General features: G+C 67.8%; 14 protein-coding genes. 5 read left to right on the top strand and 9 right to left on the bottom strand.

Annotated features, from left to right (window positions below; genetic code table 11):
- Positions 1 to 84 precede the first annotated feature (84 nt).
- Together ACQP06_RS20210 and ACQP06_RS20205 are read left to right on the top strand one after the other, a co-directional pair.
- Entirely contained in the window at positions 85 to 1,323 is a 1,239-nt protein-coding gene (locus ACQP06_RS20210) for an alpha/beta hydrolase (RefSeq protein WP_433666080.1), read from the top strand.
- Positions 1,324 to 1,554: 231 nt separating this feature from the next.
- Positions 1,555 to 3,108, top strand: coding sequence for a glycosyltransferase family 39 protein (locus tag ACQP06_RS20205; RefSeq protein ID WP_433666079.1), 1,554 nt, complete (start codon positions 1,555 to 1,557; stop codon positions 3,106 to 3,108).
- Here ACQP06_RS20205 and ACQP06_RS20200 read toward each other — a convergent pair.
- The 4 genes from ACQP06_RS20200 to ACQP06_RS20185 form a co-directional block, all read right to left on the bottom strand.
- Positions 3,038 to 4,522 (bottom strand): ABC1 kinase family protein, encoded by a 1,485-nt coding sequence (locus tag ACQP06_RS20200; protein ID WP_433666078.1) that lies wholly within the window; start codon positions 4,520 to 4,522, stop codon positions 3,038 to 3,040. The two genes, ACQP06_RS20205 and ACQP06_RS20200, sit on opposite strands and share 71 nt — an antisense overlap.
- Before the next feature lie 101 nt (positions 4,523 to 4,623).
- Positions 4,624 to 6,684, bottom strand: coding sequence for a CocE/NonD family hydrolase (locus ACQP06_RS20195; RefSeq protein WP_433666077.1), 2,061 nt, complete (start codon positions 6,682 to 6,684; stop codon positions 4,624 to 4,626).
- A gap of 261 nt (positions 6,685 to 6,945) precedes the next feature.
- On the bottom strand, positions 6,946 to 8,163 hold the full coding sequence (locus ACQP06_RS20190) for a PucR family transcriptional regulator (protein ID WP_433666076.1): 1,218 nt from the start codon (positions 8,161 to 8,163) through the stop codon (positions 6,946 to 6,948).
- 10 nt (positions 8,164 to 8,173) lie between these two features.
- Entirely contained in the window at positions 8,174 to 9,937 is a 1,764-nt protein-coding gene (locus ACQP06_RS20185) for an AMP-dependent synthetase/ligase (RefSeq protein WP_433673377.1), read from the bottom strand.
- Positions 9,938 to 10,268: 331 nt separating this feature from the next.
- Here ACQP06_RS20185 and glnA point away from each other — a divergent pair, with 331 nt between their 5' ends.
- Complete coding sequence (gene glnA, locus ACQP06_RS20180; protein ID WP_433666075.1) at positions 10,269 to 11,705, top strand: type I glutamate--ammonia ligase; 1,437 nt, start codon at positions 10,269 to 10,271, stop codon at positions 11,703 to 11,705.
- Positions 11,706 to 11,738: 33 nt separating this feature from the next.
- Here glnA and ACQP06_RS20175 read toward each other — a convergent pair whose 3' ends face one another.
- The 3 genes from ACQP06_RS20175 to ACQP06_RS20165 all read right to left on the bottom strand — a co-directional run bounded on the left by ACQP06_RS20175 (position 11,739) and on the right by ACQP06_RS20165 (position 13,645).
- Positions 11,739 to 12,119: a tyrosine-type recombinase/integrase gene (locus tag ACQP06_RS20175; protein ID WP_433666074.1), complete on the bottom strand. Its 381-nt coding sequence runs from the start codon at positions 12,117 to 12,119 to the stop codon at positions 11,739 to 11,741.
- 47 nt (positions 12,120 to 12,166) lie between these two features.
- A complete protein-coding gene (locus tag ACQP06_RS20170) occupies positions 12,167 to 12,349 on the bottom strand; it encodes a hypothetical protein (RefSeq protein WP_433666073.1) in 183 nt (60 codons plus the stop codon).
- A gap of 345 nt (positions 12,350 to 12,694) precedes the next feature.
- Positions 12,695 to 13,645 carry a light-mediated development protein DET1 gene (locus ACQP06_RS20165; protein ID WP_433666072.1) on the bottom strand — a complete coding sequence of 317 codons (951 nt, stop codon included), beginning with the start codon at positions 13,643 to 13,645 and terminating at the stop codon, positions 12,695 to 12,697.
- A gap of 1,473 nt (positions 13,646 to 15,118) precedes the next feature.
- On the opposite strand from ACQP06_RS20165, the gene ACQP06_RS20160 reads away from it, so the two are divergent.
- Positions 15,119 to 15,736: a DUF4145 domain-containing protein gene (locus ACQP06_RS20160; protein WP_433666071.1), complete on the top strand. Its 618-nt coding sequence runs from the start codon at positions 15,119 to 15,121 to the stop codon at positions 15,734 to 15,736.
- Positions 15,737 to 15,978: 242 nt separating this feature from the next.
- Here the strand turns inward: ACQP06_RS20160 and ACQP06_RS20155 are convergent, their stop codons facing one another.
- Positions 15,979 to 16,581: a helix-turn-helix domain-containing protein gene (locus ACQP06_RS20155; RefSeq protein WP_433666070.1), complete on the bottom strand. Its 603-nt coding sequence runs from the start codon at positions 16,579 to 16,581 to the stop codon at positions 15,979 to 15,981.
- A 15-nt stretch (positions 16,582 to 16,596) separates the two neighbouring features.
- On the opposite strand from ACQP06_RS20155, the gene ACQP06_RS20150 reads away from it, so the two are divergent.
- A complete protein-coding gene (locus ACQP06_RS20150; RefSeq protein ID WP_433666069.1) occupies positions 16,597 to 17,511 on the top strand; it encodes an MBL fold metallo-hydrolase in 915 nt (304 codons plus the stop codon).
- Between the two features lie 149 nt (positions 17,512 to 17,660).
- On the opposite strand, the gene helR is transcribed toward ACQP06_RS20150, so the two are convergent.
- Positions 17,661 to 19,838 carry an RNA polymerase recycling motor ATPase HelR gene (gene helR / locus ACQP06_RS20145; protein WP_433666068.1) on the bottom strand — a complete coding sequence of 726 codons (2,178 nt, stop codon included), beginning with the start codon at positions 19,836 to 19,838 and terminating at the stop codon, positions 17,661 to 17,663.
- Positions 19,839 to 19,889 lie beyond the last annotated feature (51 nt).

Below are 19,889 nucleotides of genomic sequence, written 5' to 3'. Positions count from 1 at the left end.
GGCTCCACCTTGACAAGATCTTTTGCGAGGACGCCCGCTGTGCGACGATCTACCTCTGAGCAATAGCCGAACCGATCGACTGTGATGACGGTTGGTGATGGGTATGCGCGGCCGACAGACGCGATCGCCGATCCGCCGGTACCGGCCGACGTGGGCATCAACCGCGACCGCGACCTGATCCTGATGGGGCAGCGCGGGGACATCACCTCGAGCCGGAACATGATCTGCCCGGAGCTGGACCGGTTCATCGCGCGCCGGATCGGGATGCGCTACGACGCACCGGCGACGGGGGAGGCGTACGTCCAGGCGGTGCGGGAGTGCCGGGACCGGCTGGCCCGCGGCACCGACCTCACGGCCATGAACTCCACCGAAAGCACCGCCGACCTCATCGATCTGCGCAAGGCCCTGGCGATCGGGAAGTGGAGTGTGTTCTCCCATTCCTACGGCACCGATCTGGCCCTGATCTATCTGCGCTCGGACGCGGCGGCCGTCAGCGCGGTCGCGTTCGACGGGGTGACACCGCCGTCGGTGGCGGCCCTGGGCTGGACGTGGGCCAGCGCCCGGCAGGCTCTCGACGCCATGGTGCGGGCGTGCACCGATCAGCCGGGCTGCGCGCAGCGCTATCCCGACCTGGAGGCCACCTTCGTGCGGCTGGTCGGCGAGGTCGAGGCGAATCCCGTCACCACGACCGTCGGAGACACGCAAGTCGTCATCGACGGGGGCTCGATGCTCGCGTGGTTCGTACCGGTGGCGACGCACCTGCCCGCGGACTTCCCGTTCGTGATCGACGAACTGGCACACGGCAATCCGCGGCCGATGGCCGAGCAGATGGCCATGGCGTTCGCCACCCCCGTACCCGTCAGCGTCTTCGCCTGGGGCCTGGCCCTGAGCATCTGGTGCCGGGAATGGGTGCCCTTCGAGACTCGGGACGACCAGTTGGCGCAAGCGAACAAGGCGTTCCCGAGCTTCCCGGACTCGGTGAAAGCCCAAGCGCCGCAACTGGCTTTCCTGCGCGAGGCCTGCGACGCCTGGAACGTGCCGAGGGGCCCGGCCTCCATCCGCGACATCACCGTGAGCGACCTGCCCGCCCTCGTGCTGTCCGGCAGTTACGACGCTCGGACCGGCGCGGTGTGGGGCGACTACATCGCGAAGAATCTCTCACGATCCACCGTCGCCGTCGTGCCCGGAGAAGGCCACGGCTCGTGGGCGGAACCGTGCGGGAGCACGATCATCGCCTCCTTCTTCGCCGACCCGAACGCCGTGGACCTGGCGTGCACGAAGAATCCGCCGCCGCCGTACACCCTTCACCCGCCACGACCATGACCGCCGCGCTCAGTGCAGGAGTCTGTTCGATCCGTGTGACTCTTCGCCGCAGGGGATTGCCACTCAGAGCGTCCGGCTATTTCACGTAACCACGGTACCCAGAGAGCGGGCATTGCGACACGGTCGCGTTTCTGAAACAGGCGAACGGCGCGGTGCCACGTCCGAAATTTGCTGTAAAGAAGCTGTAGATTTCGAGTGTTCGCAGCTTGATCCGGTGGCGAGGAGCGCGCGGTGACCGATGTGGTGGATCGACCGGCCCGGTCGAACGGTGGTGGACGGCATGCCAAGCCCGCGGAGCGGCCGCCGTTCGCGTGGCTGAGCGTGGCCGCGGTCGCGGTGCCCGCCGCCGTGGTGCTGTTGCTGTCGGCGCGGCGCTACGGCTACTTCGGCGACGAGCTGTACTTCCTGGCCGCGGGCCGCCGCCCGGCGTTCGGCTATGCCGACCAGGGTCCGGTGCTGCCCCTGCTGGCGCGGTTGATGGACACCATCGCGCCGGAGTCCTATTTCGTGCTGCGGCTGCCCGCGGTCGCGCTGACGGTGACCGCGATCGTGTTGTGCGCCCTGCTGGCCCGTGAATTCGACGGCGGCCGCTGGGCGCAGCTGCTGGCGGCCATCGGCTACGCGAGCTCACCGTTCCTGCTGTTGCAGGGCACCATGCTCACCACCAATGCCGTCGATACCGCGCTGTGGGTCATCATCACCTGGCTGGTGGTGCGCTGGGTGCGGACCCGCAACGATTGGCTGCTGCTGGCCGCCGCCCTCGTCACCGCCGTGGACATGCAGGTGAAGTGGCTGATCCCGTTCTTCTGGATCGCGGTCGTGATCAGCAGCATGCTGTGCGGGCCGCGGGAATTGGTGCGCCGGCCGCTGTTGTGGACCGGTGGCGCGATCGTGGTGCTGGCAACCGTGCCCGAACTCGTCTGGCAGGAACGCCATGCGTGGCCGCAGCTGAAGATGGGCGGGGTGATCGGTTCCGAACAGGGGATCCTGGGCGGTCGGCTGCTGTTCCTGCCCATGTCGATCAGCCTGGCCGGATACCTCGGAGCGCTGCTGCTGTTGTGGGGATTGTGGGTGCTGCTGCGCTGGGATGTGCTGCGGCCCTACCGGTTCCTGGGCGTGACGCTGTTGCTGTTGTTCGCGGCCTTCCTGGTCACCGGCGGGCGGATCTACTACGCGGCGGGCATGTACGCGGTCATGCTCGCGGCGGGCGCGGTCGGCGTGGTCGGCACCGCCGAGCGCATCGCACCGCCGTGGCGGCGGGTGCTGACCGCGGGCATCGCCGTACTCGCCGTGGGCGCAACGGCTTTCACGCTGTACTCGACGCCGTGGCGGCCCGCCGAGGAGGTGCATCCGCCCAAGGACGATGCCGAGGCGGCGATCAATATCGGCGTCTACGGGTCCTTCGGCTGGCACGAGCTCACCGACGAGGTGACCCGCGCCCACGAGGCGCTCAGCCCCGCCGAGCGTGAGCGCGCCGTCATCATCACCGACACCTATTGGCAGGCCAGCGCTCTGGACGAGTTCGGCCGCACGCACCTGCCGCCGCTCTACAGTCCCAGCCGCGGCTTCGGCTACTTCGGGACCCCGCCCGACGACGCCTCGGCGGTGCTGGCCGTCGGCGGCTACGAGGCGGTGCTGCGCAGCCAGTTCGAGCACGTCGACCCGGTCGGCAAGGTCGACACCCGCCTCGGATTCAAGGGCAACACCCAGGACGTCACCATCTGGAAGTGCTCGGGCCGGAAGAAGCCGTGGTCACAGGTGTGGCCGCAGTGGATGCACCTCTGATCGGCCGGACCACCGCCGCCGCGGCCGCCTCGCGTTCGCGGCAGGTGCGCACCGCCGCCGCCAATCGCGGGAGCGGAGCGACCAGTTCGTCACTCAGCGGACCGTGCAGACCGAGCTGACAGAGCACGCCGGTGACAGCCAGGATGGTGCGCCCGATCGGCGCGTACTCCGGCGGCGTGGTGAGGTGGCGCGACACATTGGACAGGCTCGGCTCGGTGGCGCGCCGCACCTGGGCGCGCAGCCACGCCTGGGTCAGGTGCGCGTCGCGGTGCCGGTACAGGTCCACGATCGGGTCGACCATGCCGACCAGGTCGGCGATCGCGAATTCCCGTTCCGGGCGCACGAATCCGTGCGTGCGCAGCGCCGCCTCCAGATCGGCGGGGCCGCCGTTGAGGGCCGCCTCGCCGATATCGCCCACCAGCGTGGGGAATTCGGCCGGGAACGGTGAGCACGCGCCGAAGTCCAGCACGCCCAGGCGGCCGTCGGGCAGCATCCGGAAATTGCCCGGGTGTGGATCGGTGTAGAGCAGCCCGGTCCGCGCGAAGCTCGCCATGACGAAACGCGCCACCAGCAGTCCCGCCCGGGTGCGCTCGGCGGGGGTGCCGGAGGCGATCACCCGGTGCAGCGGGATGCCGTCGAGCCATTCGGTGACCAGCACGTCGCCCTGCTGATCCACCACCGCCGGGATGTGGAAGTCGGGGTCGTCGGCGAAGGCGGCGGCGAAGATCCGTTGGGTGGCGGCCTCTTCGGCGTAGTCGAGTTCCGCGCCGATGCAGGCGGCGAACGCCTCGGTCACCGCCCGGGTGTCGAGGTCCGGGGCGAAGACCTTGGCCAGCGGCGCGAGCCGGCGCATGTGCTCGAGATCCGCCGCGACCGCCGCCCGCGCCCCGGGATACATGAGCTTCACCGCGACCCGCCGCCCATCCGGCCACACCGCGCGATGCACCTGGCCCACCGAGGCGGCGGCCGCCGCGCGAGTGTCGAACTCGGCGAACCGATCCCGCCACTCGTCGCCCATGGACGCCGCCATGGCCCGCTCGACCGCGGCGGGCAGCATCGCGGGCACCGCATCCTGCAGCCGCGTCAACGCCTCCCGATACGGCTCGCCCAGCTCCGGCGGCAACGCCAGTTCGTAGAGCGCCAGCAGCTGACCCAGCTTGGCCGCGACGCCCTTGAGTTCGCCCAGCACCTCGAACATGTGCTGCGCGGTGCGCGCCTGGATATCGAGTTCGACCTCGCGGGACGGTGTTCCGAGCGCCCGCCGCCCGAGCCCGCCCACCCGGCGCGCGGCATAGGCCACCGGCAGTGCGGTGATCTTGGCGGTGCGGGCCGCGGAACGGGTCGGCAGGCCGTCGGCCGAGCCGGTCGAGCGGCGGCGCGCCCGCTGGAAACCGCCCTGGCGCGGTTCGAGCATCGAGAACCTCCGAAACGTCGAGAGCCTCACTGTGTCACGGTGTCGATCTTCGCGGCTGGGCGGCGGTGACCGCAAGGACCGGACCGGCCACCGCGACGGGCCTAGTGCCCGAACGCCGCGGCCGGACCGAGCGGCACCACCAGCGCGGACGGGTACGCGGCGGTGCGCTGGATCTGCTGCGAGGTGCCCAGCAGGCGGCCCAGATCGGCCGGGTTCGGGATGGTCGACGGGAACGTGCCGCTGGTGATGCGCAGACGCAGCGCGTGGCCGGGTTCCAGGCGGTGGAAGGCGGGGCGGATCTTGATCTCCATCCGCACCACGTCGCCGGGGGAGAGCAGCTGCTCGTTCTCCTTCAGCACGGTGTGCTCGGGCGCGTACACCGTGCCGTCGCCACTGCGCCAGGTCTTGCCGTCGTCGAGGGTGCGCTGACTGGCCAATTGCGAACCGCCGGTGATGTTCACGGCCGTCCCGTCCGGCGCGACATCGTCGAGCCACACCTGGAAGGCGGCGTCGGAACCGGTCGAGGAGGCGTACAGGGTGACGGCCGACGGCCCGGCCAGCATGGTCGGCTCGGTCACCGGGTCCATGGTGTAGCGCAGCCCGGCGGTCGGATTCTGCACCCACTCGGTGCACGGATTGGAGACGGTGAAGACCCGGAACACGAAGTCGAACAGCCCCGCCGCCCACTGACCCAGAGTCTCGCGATTGCAGATGGTGTCGATGCCGGTGTAGCTCAGTCGATCCGAGGCGTCGACGGCCGTCGGTCTGTCCGCGACGAGGCGGTCGCCGTCGAAGTAGCGCTGCTCGACGGAGGTCTGCTCGAACGGGTAGCGCGCGGTGTCGGCGGCGGTGTTGTTCGCGTCGATGACGTGCAACGGCGTGTGGGTCTGGTCGACGCCGTTGGGAATGTCCTTGAGCCACCGGTCGAACCAGGCCAGGGTGATCTGGTCGGTGTCCATCCGCGAGCCCGGGCCCAGGCCGAGGCCCACGTGATACCAAGGGCCCATGAGCAACTGGTAGCGCCCATCGGCCGGCTGGTCGGCGGCCATCGGGGCGAACTGGTCGCGTCCGGCGGCCAGGTTCTGCAACTGCGCGTAATTGCGCACCGCGCCTTCCTGATACAGGTCCCACCAGCCGTCCACCTGGTACATGGCGATGCCGTTGTCCACCAGGTTGTGCAGGTCGGTCTCGAAACGCCGCTCGCGCCACCAGGAGTTGTCGTAGGCGGTGGGGCCGCCGGTGTAGGCGTCGAAGAGCAGTTTCACGGTGCTGGTGCCGGGGCCGACCAGCGCGGCGAGGTGATCGCCGAGGGACTTCAGGAAGGTCTGCGGCGACAGCGGCGCGGTCAGGAACGGGCCGATCAGGCTCAGGTACGGGACCATGAGCGAGATGACGGTCAGCAGCAGCGGGCTCATCATGCCGTCGTGATTGAGCACCTCGTCGAAGATATTGTTGGGCACCGCGAACGGCACGATCGCCTTCAACGGTGAATCCGGTCCGATGGTCTCGGCGGTGCGCATGGCCGACAGGCCCGGGAACGAGTAGCCGTACATGCCGACCTTGCCGTTGGAGCCGGGCAGCTTGGCCGCCCAGTCCACCAGCTCCACACCGTCCTTGCCGTCCTGCTGCGACGCCGGACTCCATGCCCCGGTCGAGCCGCCGGTGCCGCGCACGTCCGCGGTCACCTCGATGTAGCCGTGCCGGACCAGCACGTCCTGCATGGAGGTGGCCTGATTGACGACCCGGCGGGCGTCCTTCAGCTGATCGGGCAGCTGGATGTGCAGTTCGTCGATGACCGAGGTGATGGCGGCGGTCAGCGCGCTGGCGACCGCGCCGTAGGTGGTGAAATTGACGACCACCGGGAACTCGCCGGCGGCCCGCTGCCCGGTCGCCGGATCGGTCGGATACCGCACCTCGGCCTGTAACTGGGTGCCGTCGGACAGCGAAACCACCTGTCCCAGTTGATAACCCACCCCGTACCGCGCCGGCGTGGGCTGGTAGTCCGAGGGCAGGCCGAAATTGGCGGGCGCGTCGGGCACCGGCCCGAACACGGGCGCGGCCCCCGTCGGCGTGGTGGCGGCGATGGTCATGGCCAGCGCGGAGAAGCCGGCCACTGCCCAGGGGGCGAGGCGGCAGCGGCGCGGCCGGAAGGTGCTACTCAACGAAGTACCTCTGCGGATGGTCGGGAGGTCCCGGCGGGCGCGGACCGGATGCCGCGCCGCATGACCTCGTCGTCGGTGTTCAGCACACCGCACAGAGCCCGCGCGCCGGTATCGGCAATCGCCAAGAGTGCGGACGAGGGCATTGTGCAGCCGACCAAACCCCGGGCCGACCGCCACCCGGGCGTGCCGGGGCAGGCGAGCAGGACGCGGCGCGCCGCGGGCAGTGGCCAACGCGGCGCGTGAGGGGCGGGCGGTCGCGAACTACGGTGCGAAGCAGGCGGTTTCGAGGCGCCGGGCGATGCGGGCGGCCGAGAGGGTCATGGCATCGGTCGGGCGGTGCGGATCCAGACCGGTCAGCTCGTGCACGCGCGCCAGGCGGTAGGTGACGGTGTTGCGGTGGACGTTGAGCAGGCGAGCCGTGGCCAGCTGGTTGAAGCCGGTGTCGACGAAGACGTCCAGGGTTTCGGTCAGCACCGTCTGGCTGTCGAGCGGCTCGAGCACCGCCGCCAGCCCGGGGCGCGCGGAACCGCCCGCGGCGACGGTGTATTCGAACATCAGGTCCGCGCGTCGGCAGACCGGCTGTGGGCGGCCCAGGCAGCGGCCGAGCTCGGCCAGCGTGCGCGCCTCGGCGAACACCTCGGGGATCGCGGCGCGGCTCACCGCGGTGGCGACGCCGACCCAGAAGGGGGCGGGCGCGGCCGAACGCGGCTGCTCGGTTTGTGCAGTCTGCCCGAGGGCGAGCCGGCCGGGCCCGGGCAGGCGCGCGGCGAGCGCCGCCAGGGTCGCCGTGCCGTCGTCGCCGGAGTGCAGCGGCAGCAGGGCCGTCCAGCCGCCGCTGTCCAGGCGCAGGAACACGCCCGGGATGGCTTCGATGCGGTGCCGCAGTTCGCTCGTGTCGCCGCCGCGGGCGGACCCGAGCCGGAAGGCGGCGAGCAGGAACGCGTCGGGCACCGCCACCGCGGGTTCGCCCGCCCACTCGACGGGGTCGCGGCCGGTGAGCAGCGCGTCGGCAATGGCGCGGCGGCGTTCCAGCAACTCCCAGCGCGGGTCGTGGGCGCGCTGCACGCAGGCGGTGGCGATGCGGGTGGTGAGCAGGGTGATGTAGCGCAGCAGCGAGATCGCGGCATCGTCGAGAAGTTCGCGTTCGGGTCCGTGGGCGGTCTCGCGCACCCGCGACCAGATCAGCTCCGCGCCCAGGCTGTAGCGGTTGAGCACTTCCTCGAGGGTCTCGCCGTCGCGGATACGGCTCAACGCGATCTGCACGACCTCGGCGGTGTCCTCGGGCGAGGGTGGCACGCCGGTGCGCAGGAATTCGAAGAACAGGTCCACGTTCAAAGCCGTGCCGCGCTCGAAACCGCTGGTCACCAGGGATTCCGGGAGCTTCGGGTAGGGCGGCGCGAGAGCGGGGAATTCCGCGCGCGCCACGACGGCGCGTTGGTACAGCTCCTCGAGCGTCCGATCCCGTAATCGCGCGTGCATAACTCTCCTACTACCCGTACAGCGACTCGATAGTAGCGGCGTAGGTGATAGCTATCGGTTTGCGCCTGAGTTTTCCGGTCGCCGTGAGGTGATCGGAGCCCGGGGCCCACACATCCGGCAGCACCGCGAACTTCTTGATCTGCTCCACCCGTGAGAGCTTGTCGTTCGCCGCGTCCACGCCGTCCTGCAGGGTGGCGAGCACGCGCGGATCGCGGGCCAGGGCCGCGATGTCCCGCTCGGTTAGCTGGTGGCGTTCGGCGAACGCGGCGGCCAGGTCGGGGTCCAGGCAGATGAGCGCGGTGTTGTAGGCGCGGCCCTCGCCGATCGCCACCACCGCACCCGCCAGGGGCGTGTGCTCGGTGACGGTGTTCTCGATATTGGTCGGCGACATGTTCTTGCCGGCCGCGTTGATGATGAGCTCCTTCTTGCGGTCCACGATCCGCAGGAAGCCCTCGGCGTCGAGTTCGCCGATATCGCCGGTGTGCAGCCAGCCGTCGGCGTCCACGGTCTCGGCGGTCTTGGCGGGCTCGCCGCGATAGCCGCGCATCACGCTTCCGCCGCGCACCAGCACCTCGCCGTCCTTGGCGATGGCGACCTCGGTGCCGGGGAACGCGGTGCCGACCGTGCCGATCTTGATGCGCGCCGGGCGGTCCATGGTCGCGCCCGCGGTGCACTCGGTCATGCCGTAGCCCTCGCACAGCGGCAGGCCCAGACCGAGGAAGAACTCGTGGGTGTCCTTCGGGATCGGGGCGGAGCCGGTGACGGCGATGCGAATCCGGTCCAGTCCCAGCTGCTCTCGAACGGCGGACAGCACCAGGCGATCCGCCAGCCGGAACTGCCAGGTGTCGAGGATGTTCAGCGTGAGTCCGTCCGATGCCGCGCGGGCTCGTGCCCGGCCGCTCGCGATCGCCCAGGCGATGAGGCGGCGTTTGATCGGGCTCGGTTCGGCGGCGAAGCGTTCCTCCAGCGCCGCTTTGACTTTCACCCACACCCGCGGCACACCCAGGAACACCGTCGGATGCACCTCCGAGAGCGCGGCCGCGACCTGTGTGAGGTTCGGGCAGGTGGTGATCTGGCCGCCGGTCAGGATCGAGAGATAGTGCGAGAGCCAGCGATTGGCGGCGTGCGCGTCGGGCAGATAGGAGATCACCCGGTCGGCGGGGGAGCCGCCGCCGAATTCGTCCACCACGCGGGCGTTCTCGAGGAAGTTGGTGTGGGTGAGCTCCACGCCCTTGGGCGGGCCGGTGGTGCCCGAGGTGTAGACGATGGTGAGCAGATCCCCGGGAGCCACGGCGCGCCAGGCGGATTCGAAGTCGACGCCGCCCGGCTCGGTGGCCTCGATCTCCGTCAGCGCGACGCACCCCGCGAGCGCCTCGTCGACACAGATCACGTGCTCCACGGTCGCGCCCCGCTCGGCGGCCAGTGCCACCGCGGCGCGGACCTGCGGTGCGAACTGCGCCTCGCAGATCACGGCCCGGTTGCCCGCATTGGTGAACTGGTAAGCCAGCACCTCCACCGGATTGGTGTTGTACACCGAGAACGGGGTCGCGCCGGTGTGCAGGATCGCGGTGTCGCACAGGTGGAATTCGGGCCGGTTGGTCAGCATCAGCGCCACCGTGTCGCCCCGGCCGACGCCGAGCGCGGCGAGGCCGGTGGCGATGGCGCGTACCCGGTCGGCGTACTCGCGCCAGGTGATGGAGACCGCGCCGCCGAGCGTGCGCAACGCGACCGCGTCCGGATAGCGGGCAGCGGTGGCCTGGAACGCCTCGACCATGGTGCGCGGGGTCGTTCCCGCTACCGATGTTGAACTCACGGTTCCAGCAGATCGCACAGCATATGGGGCGGACCAGGGGCAATGGAGAAGAACTGTGACAGGCGATTTGTGCACTGTGCCAAAAGCGGGGGAGTGGGCAGGGCAGGTCGGAGCCGTGAATCCCGCGCCACCCTCCGCGCGCCGATCATGCTGTCGAATGATCTTGGTACACAAGCGCATTCGCGTCCGTGCGGGTATCTCCGCGACGTATCGTGTTTAGCACGAACAGGACCGCCGGACCCCGACCGGGCCGTCCGATCGGGTAGGCGTGCGCGGCCACGAGGAGGCAGCGGTGATCACCCCTACCACCAATGGAGTACAGGACTACATCGACGCCGAGGAAGTCCAATACGTCGACGTCCGCTTCTGCGACGTCCCCGGCATCCAGCAGCATTTCTCGATCCCGGCGAGCATGTTCGGCCCGGAACTGGTCGAGGACGGCATCGCCTTCGACGGCTCCTCGGTGCGAGGCTTCCAGGCCATCCACGAATCCGACATGCTGCTGCTGCCGGATCTGCGGACCGCGCAACTGGATTCGTTCCGCACCGCCAAGACCCTCAATATCAGTTGTTTCGTGCACGACCCGCACACCCGCGCCGCCTACAGCCGTGATCCCCGCAATGTGGCCCGCAAGGCCGAGGAATACCTGCGCTCCACCGGAATCGCCGACACCGCCTATTTCGGCCCCGAGGCCGAGTTCTACATTTTCGACACGGTCCGTTACGACACCACCATGAACCGGGCCTTCTACGAAGTGGATTCGTCGTCGGCGGACTGGAATACCGGCGCGAAAATCAATCCCGACGGAACTCCCAACCGCGGCTACAAAGTCCGGCCCAAGGGCGGCTATTTCCCCGTCGCCCCCTATGACGCCGACGTCGATCTGCGCGACCGCATGTGCACGCACTTGCAACAGGCCGGATTCGAATTGGAGAAGGGCCACCACGAGGTCGGCACCGCCGGACAGGCCGAGATCAACTACCGGTTCAACACCCTGCTCGCCGCCGCCGACGACCTGATGCTCTACAAGTACATCATCAAGAACACCGCCTGGGCGGGCGGCAAGACCGTCACCTTCATGCCCAAACCGCTCTTCGGCGACAACGGGTCCGGCATGCACGTGCACCAATCCCTGTGGAAGGACGGCGCCCCGCTGTTCTACGACGAGGCGGGCTACGCCGGACTGTCGGACCTGGCCCGGCACTACATCGGCGGGCTGCTGCACCACGCGCCCTCACTGCTGGCCTTCACCAACCCGACGGTGAACTCCTACAAGCGTCTCGTCCCCGGCTACGAGGCCCCGGTGAATCTGGTCTACAGCCAGCGCAATCGCTCCGCCGCCGTGCGAATCCCGGTGACCGGCACCAATGCCCGCGCCAAACGCCTCGAATTCCGCTGCCCCGACTCCTCGGGCAATCCGTACCTGTCCTTCGCCGCCATGATGATGGCCGGACTCGACGGCATCACCAACAAGATCGAGCCCGCCCTGCCCGTCGACAAGGACCTCTACGAACTCACCCCCGAGGAATCCGCCGAGGTCACCCAGACCCCCGCGAGCCTCGAAGCGGTCATCGACCGCCTCGAGGCCGACCACGACTACCTCACCCAGGGCGGGGTGTTCACCGAGGACCTCATCGACACCTGGATCCGCCTCAAGCGCGACACCGAGATCGCCGAAATCAACCTCCGCCCCCACCCCTACGAATTCGAGCTGTACTACGACGTCTAAGTCGTTCTGCCGCTCTGATCTGCGGCGGAGCCTCTAACCGAGGTCTTCCGTCCGCAGCTCGTCCGCAGTAGCCAACGAGTCCATCCGTTCCGCGATCACTTCACCGACCGCGAAACGGGTGGACTCGTCTGCGTCCGGCCACAGATGCCCATAGGTATCGAGCGTCGTTCGCGCGCTGGCATGCCGCATCCGCGCCTGCACCATCTTGACGTCCGCGCCCTTGGAGATCAGCAGCGATGCGAAGTAGTGCCGGAGATCGTGCACACTGAATTCCTCGGGCAGGCCCGCCACCGTCCCGGAGTTCCGGAGCTCCCGCAGCTTCCGCTGAATCAGCCACGGCGGCGCGGGTTTCCCTTCCCCATTGGTCACCATGTGATCGTGTGGCCACTGCTTCAACGAGGCCGACAGCAGCAACGCCAGTTCCCGCGGTATCGGCACCGGTGTGGTGCTCTTGTCCGTCTTCAACGGCTTGGCTGGCCATTGCCGCTTCGGGTAGACGACCCCCGCGTGAAGTCGATGTCGCCGACCAGCAACGCCGAGATCTCAGCGACCCGCAGGCCCGCGAACACTCCCAGCAGGACCGCCGCCCGCAGGTGTGCCGGCATCGCATCGTGCAGCTGCCACATTTGCTCCGTGGTCACCACATACGGCTTCTGGGTTCCGGTCGGTCAACGGACTAACTTCACGCGCTGTGCCGGCCTAACACCGTGGGCCACCTTAATTTCTCGCGTGACTGGTCCTCTCATCGAGAGGTACAGTCATGCACTTTTCCGACCTGGGATGGGCAGCTGCGACGTTCTGGAGCGTCCGCTACACCGGTCGCTTGGTGACGATTCTGATGCTGAGGTGTCGAGGTCTTCGGCGGGCTCGCCGGCAGGACACAGCCGAAGTTATACGCGCGCTCGCTGAGCTGGCTCGCTCGCTGGGCTGAGCATCCGGCGGGTAGGCCGGAACCTGGGGACTGTGAGCGCTCGGGTCAAGTACGCGCCCTAGTGTCCAGCCACATCCTTGAGGAATCGGCGCACCGCGGCGATGATCGGCGGAATGTCCGTCTCAAGGCTTAGGCGGTGGTTTCCGTAGACGATCGCTCCATTTTTGACGATTTCGTAATGATCGAAGATGGTTGCAGCATCAGGGTGAGGTCGACCGTGGACGTTGCCCAGCGCTCGGTCCTCGATGTGTTCATAGGCGTTGCGGATAGCGCGTACCGCATCGGCGCGCGAGCTGACATCTGCTGGTACTGGTACCGATGTGCCGATTTTGCTGGACGCCTCCACGCACATGTCCACTGCCCGCGCCAATGAGACGAGGGCCAGTTCTGTAGCTCCGATGAGGGCGAAAATTGCGCGGCGTGTTGCAGGTGCGCCCTCGTGCTCACTTTGACGGTATTCGTCAACCTGCGAAAACAGCATCTGTGCCAGATCGAGTCGACGGGCTGCCGCCAAGAGGTAGCGGGCGGTACTGACGGCGGGCGGCGGAGCCATTTGCATCCAGGTGAAGAGCACCGGTGTCAGCGGGACGTAGCCGCTGACACCGGCGCCTTCCCACTCGTCGACAGCATCGAGCTCGACCCTGGGCTCCAGCACCAGTTCCTCACCCGGGTATATGTGTACGCGCCGACCGTCATCGGTTTCCCCGTGTGCCAAGGGACGTGCGTACACCTTGCCTTCTTCGCGGCGGATAGGAACGACTCTCTGTGGCATTAGAAAGCCGTCGCTTCCTGTAGGGCTCGTGTGGATACTCAGGTGTGAGATGTGAGTCATCATGATCAGCTGGTCCCCCTCGTACAGAGGCACGGGGTCAGGTTCGGGGTCGCACGGATCGACCGCCCTGACATAAACCTTCTGTGCGGCACGGGATTCCAGCATGACCCGCTCTGGCTTACCGCCGCTTTCTGTCGTCACAGTGACCACATGATCGATGGGCGTTCTCTGCTCCATACCGCATCAGTATGAATGGTGCGGCGTTTCGTTACATCCATTGACGGCGACCGAACTCGTGGCCGGATGCCGACTGAGGAGCAATCGCCGCCGGCATCTCGTTCTGTGTGCCCGGACCCGCTTCGCTACCCGGCGCTGGTGACGGCGTACCGGACTTCGCCTTGTCATCCAGTTGCCGGTGACCATCGTGAGAATGATCAGCATCCGGATCTGATGGAACCGCCACCGGTCGGCGGGGCAGTCGGGATTGTAGCCAGCGCACTGAAGTCGTTGCCGTCGTTCGTGATCCATGCTCGATTGGACGCACGCCGCTGGCCTCAGTTTCCACAAGCACGAGTCGTCCGAGAGGTGTCCGCCTCCGCGATCCGCGGATAGGTCGTCTACCCGCCCCCTGGTTCCCGTCTCCGTAGGCATCTCCGGTTGCGATCCCACGCTTTGCCCAATTTAGCTATACAGACTCAAGAGCGGCGCGCTTACGCGCGCCGCCCCGCGCTACGACGCGCAACCGCAGCTCCCTCGTACCTCGCTCGCCGCGGGCGCGTCGGCGCGTTGCGGCACACGCCACGCACCGCATTAGTGCCTGAATCGCTCTCCAGGCCAAGAACTTCCGCGAGTGGGAAGGGAGACAGGATCAGGGAAGGGAGCCGCCCAGTCTCGTCCTGGACGTACGAGTCCCGGCCCGATCAACTGAGGACACCGGTCGATCCCACCTCGCCGAGTCAGGTGCCGGCACCTTCCCGAGATGGACCACGCTGCGGCTGGGCTCCCTGCTTCCTCATCGGCCCGATTGTCTCGCTCCAGGAGGCCGCGTCAAGGGAAAAAGCGCCCTTGACCCGACCTCCTTCCGCTGAGGGCGGCCTGTATGAGGAAGCAGGGAGGAGAAAAGTCACCGGGCCATAGGGCGCGCCGAAGGCCGATTTGACCGATACGATCCGAGCAAAGGGAGGAACCATGAAATACCCGCGGGATCATTGGATCGGACTTGGCGGTCTTCGCCACTTGAGGCATCCGGCCACCGGGGACATGACACGGTGCGGACGAACCGTGATTAGAAGCAACGTTGTCACTCCGACCAGCAGCTTCAGCACATGCGTCAAATGCGTACGGGAACAACAGATCGCAAGGGCCAGATACCGGAAGCGCACTGGGCAACCAGCCCGCGCTACCGTCAGCCAGGGCGGCGGCAGTTCGATCCACACCGTCAGCGGTGGCCTGCCGGGACTCGGAAAGCGGACCTGAGCCGGAGAGAACCGATCCGGTCCGCAACCAGTCCGCAGCGGCACCGGATGCTCCTCGACATCACCGAACGCAGCGAAACAGCCCGAACGCCCCTGGACTCCGCAGTACAGCTGAGACGCACCAATCGGTCACGAGCGGGCCGAACCGCCGCAGCTGTGACCGCCTGAGATCAATGCCCGTTTCTTCGGGACGAAGCGGCCACAGGATCCGCCCTGCCGCTGAATACTGGCCGTTGTGACCAACGAAGCACGGGCCTTCATTTGCCCGCTCTGCGGCGAAGCATCCCGAAGTGATGTACACGGCAAGGTCGTGCAGGATGACGGCGAGAACTTTCCACCCAATGAGTTCGCCCTGCTGATGTGCACCCACCAGGAGTGCCTAGCTCCCGTCGTCCAATGCGCCGTGCTCTGGGACGACGAGTTCAACCGCGATCGACCCGAGATCTTCTACCCATCGAAGCGACGGCTCAGCGACAGCGTCCCAGACGCCCTCCGCGATGAGTTCGAGGAAGCTCAGAAGTGCTTCGAGGCGAAGGCATACGGCGCAACCCTGGTCATGGTGCGCCGAACCCTGGAAGGAACATGCGCCGACCAAGGGGCAACGAAGAAGACTCTGGCTCAGAGCCTCAAGGAACTCCAGGAGCAGGGGAAGATCGACGGGCTGTTAGCCCAGTGGGCCGACCTGCTGCGAGTTGTCGGCAACAAGGGAGCGCACTTCACAGGAGACAAGGGCTCCTCTCAGGACGCTCAGGATGCGTTGGATTTCGCAGAAGCATTGCTCGATCATCTCTACGTTCTTCGCGCTCGCTTCGATGCATTCAGGGCTCGCCAGAACAAGCAGGCCCAGTCATAACGACAGGCTCGAACAGGTGTCCACAACGTCCGCAGTACGTCCGCAGCAGCCTCCACCGGCACCGCTTCCTGCAAACGCTATCAATCGTTGATCAGCAGATTGCCCGGCTGACATCGGCACCAACCAACGAACCTAAACCCCCAGCAGCCAGTTCGAGCTCTACTTCGACGTTTGAGCCCGACCCGCGCGAACCTGGTCGAACCCCGGAAGTGGTGGTCTGTTCGGGTGATGGCCGGGGCCGATCAGGTTCTGCGCGAGATGATCATGATGTATTCGCAGGGCGCGTTCGTTCGGTTGGCGAAGCCGTGGTCCGCGTCGGCCTGGAAGAACAGGGAGTCGCCCGCGTTCAAGGTCTCGTTGATCCCGCCGATCGCGACGGTCAGTGTCCCTCCGAGCACCACGAGTTGTTTCTCGGTACCCGGTGGATACGCGGGCAGGAGCCCGGTGGAGACCTGTGCTGGGAGATAGTGGACAACCATCTCGGCTCCGCCCACGCCCGGGGCCGCTGACACCATGTGCCGCTCGAAGCCGGTTTCCGGGTCGCGGAAAACGGGGCGATCGTTCTTGCGCATGACAACGGCCACGCCCGATGCGGTCGCCGTCGCGCCACCGATCAGGTCCGAGAGCGACGCGTCGAGCGCGTGGGCGATCCTGGACGCGACGCCGATCGTCGGGCTCTTCTCACCGCGTTCGACCTTGGACAGCATCGCCCGGCTGACCGACGACTGTAGGGACAGCTGCTCCAGCGTCAGGCCCACTTCCTCGCGGCGTCGCCGCACGTTACCGCCGAACGCGCCGGCCAGGTCGTCACCGTGCTGTGGTTCGGATCCGTCTTGCTCGACCACCGTGCTCCTCGATCGATGGGTATCTCGTCGCCCACAGTGTATGTTTCTCCTATAGAAGACAGAGTCTTCTATAGGAGACGGGCGATATGCGCCCGACATGACGGAGGTTCCATGCGTTTGATCTCGAGTGGCCGGCACCACGCCACCTTCGAATTCGGCGATCTGCGGGTGATCTCGTTGCGAGACGGGTACATCGACATGCCGCCGACCCGGCTCCGCGACGAGGATGGATGCGCGTTCGAAGAGCTGCCGGCCGGCGTGCCGCTGGTCGGCGACAACTTGCGGCTGTCGGTCAACGCCTTCTTCGTCACCGACGGCACACGGTCGGTGCTCATCGACACCGGCGCGTCCAACGTCTGGCACGACCCCACCATGGGATTGATCTACGAAGCACTCGGCGAAGCGGGAATCGACCGTGCGCAAGTCACCGATGTGGCCATCACCCACAACCACGAAGACCATGTGAGCGGCCTGATCGCGCCGGACGGTTCCGAGGCGTTCACCGAACTCGAACGGGTATGGATCGGCGCAGGCGACACCTCGGTGTTCACGGGGCGGCTCGAACCGATCCGCGACCGAATCGTCCCCGTGACGGAACAGGTCGCGATCAACGACTGGACCACCGCGATCCCGACACCGGGCCACACCCCCGGTCACACCGTCTACGAGGTCAGGAGCGGCACCGGCCACCTTCTCGTCTGGGGCGACACCGTTCACGTTCCCACGCTGCAATTCGATCGGCCGACCGTGTCCTGGGAGTTCGACGGCAACCAGTCCCAGGCCCGCGCCGCGCGCGCGGCCCTCCTCGAACAACTGACCCGGCCACGCCATTTCGTAGCCGGCGCCCACCTCGATTCACCCGGCATCGCCCGCGTAACCCCCTCCGGCGAGGGATATGCGCTGGAATACCTCGCACCACCGATCGGCTGATCGAGCCTGCCCGCTCCGGGGCGCGCTCGCGATGGCTGCCCGAGGAGGGCAGGCTCGATCAGAACGGGGTCCAGCCGATCAGGCGCTTCCCGGGCGCAAAGAAGCAGTGTCTCAACGCTTCTGTGCAGAACCCGATGGAAGTCCTGGCTCTACTTCGACGTGTAGAGACCGGCCAGGGCGCGGGGGAGCGGGCCCCGGTGCAGGACGCCGAGGCGCTGGGTGGCGCGGGTGAGGGCGACGTACAGTTCGGCCGCGCCGCGCGGGCCGTCGGCGAGGATGTGCTCGGGTTCGACCACCAGGACGGCGTCGAACTCGAGGCCCTTGGTCTCCGAGGCGGGGACCGTGCCCGGCATGCCGGGCGGGCCGATCACGATGCTGGTGCCCTCGCGGCCGGCCTCGTCGCGGACGAATTCCTCGATGGCCGAAGGCATGTCGTCGGTGGAGAGCTGCCGGGCCCACGGCTGGACGCCGCAGGCTCGGACCGAATCCGGTGGGGTGACGTCGGGGGAGAAGTCGGCGAGCACGGCGGCGGCGACGGCCATGATCTCCGCGGGGGTGCGGTAGTTCACGGTGAGCGAGCGGTACTGCCAGCGGCCCGGAACGTACGGGTCCAGCATCTCGGCCCACGACGTCGCGCCCGCCGCGGAACGACGCTGCGCGAGATCGCCCACCACGGTGAAGGAATGGCCGGGGCAGCGGCGCATCAGCACCCGCCAGTCCATGGCCGACAGCTCCTGGGCCTCGTCGACCACGATGTGCCGGTAGGTCCAATCCCGGTCCGCGGCAGCGCGTTCGGCGAGTTCGCGGGTGTCGCGTTCGATGAAACGCTCGGCCAGGTCCTCGCCGTACAGCATGTCGGTGGCGAACAGGTGGTCCTCGTCGTCCATGTGGTCGGCGCGGTTCACCAGCAGATCCAGCACGCCCTCGGCGTAGGCGGCCTGCGCCTTGCGTTCCCGCTCGGCCGCGGCCTCCTCGGCGGAGGTGTCGCGGCCCAGCAGGTCGGCCAGCTCGTCGAGCAGCGGGACATCCGAGACCGTCCACGCCTCGCCCCCGGCCCGCCAGAGCGACTGGTCGGCGCCCGCCGCGCGCAGACGGTCGGTCGACGACAACAGTTCCGCCAGTAGCTGTTCCGGCGTGAGCGCCGGCCACAGCTCGTCGAGCAGCGCGGTGAAGCCCTCGTGCTCGGCGAGTTCGGTGCGCAGGTCGGTGCGCATGTTCTCCCACGCCTCGCGGTCCTCGCGGGTGAGCCAGCCCTGACCGATGCGGGCGATCGCGCGCTCGGTCAGCGCCCAGGTGAGCACCTCCACGAACGTGGCGCGGGCCAGATTGTGCGGCAGGCCGCTCTCGCGAGCCTCCGACCGCGCCCAGTCCGCGATATCCGCGCCGATGCGGACCGTCACATCCGACAGTTCGAGGGACACGGGCTCCGCGGGCACTTGCTGCCGGTCCGCGATCGCCGCCTTCAGCACCGCGAGAATGCCCAATGCGCCCTTGAGCCGAGCCACCTCCGGAATGTCCTCGGCGGTTGCGTGCACGCCGGGCATGAGATCCGCGGTGGTGGTGAACACCACGTTGGTCTCGCCCAGCGACGGCAGCACCCGCCCGATGTGCCTGAGGAAAGCCGTATTCGGGCCCACCACGAGCACGCCGTTGCGTTCCATCTGCTCCCGCTGCGTGTACAGCAGATACGCCACCCGGTGCAGCGCCACCACCGTCTTGCCGGTGCCCGGCCCGCCCTCGATCACCAGCACACCGGGGTGATCGAGGCGGATGATCCGGTCCTGCTCGGCCTGGATCGTCGCCACGATGTCGCGCATGCCCTCGCCGCGCGGCGCGTTGACCGCCGCCAGCAACGCCGCGTCACCGCGCTCCCCGTCCCCGGGACGACCGAACACCTCATCGGTGAAATCCACCACATCCCGGCCCCGCGTGTGGAATTGGCGACGCCGGCGCATGTGCTCCGGGGTCGCGGCGGTCGCGGTGTAGAACGCCTGCGACGCCGGGGCGCGCCAATCCTGCAGCAGCGGCTCGAATTCGTTGGTCTCGTCGTAGATGCCGATCCGGCCGATGTAGGCGTGCTCGCCGGTCTCGCTGTCGAGACGGCCGAAGCACAGGCCGTTGTCGGCCACACCCAGCCGGGTCATCTCCTTGGCCAGCGCCCGCGCTTCGGCATCCCGCTCCACCAGCACCGTCGCATTGCCGCGCACGGTCAGCGTCTCGCCGTACCGGCCGCGCACCCGCGCCCGCTCGGCGTCCAACCGCGCGTACAGCCCGGCCACGTACTCGCGCTCGGAGCGCAGTTCGTTCTCGTACCCCTGATCAGACATCAGCACCACACCTTCCGCCCAGCCGGTCCCCGGCCGCCGCCCACGCGCCAT

Source organism: Nocardia sp. CA-136227 (genome assembly GCF_050955695.1).
Lineage (GTDB): Bacteria > Actinomycetota > Actinomycetes > Mycobacteriales > Mycobacteriaceae > Nocardia.
The sequence above is the reverse complement of the archived record's forward strand: the minus strand, read 5'-3'. Positions and strand labels throughout refer to the sequence as shown.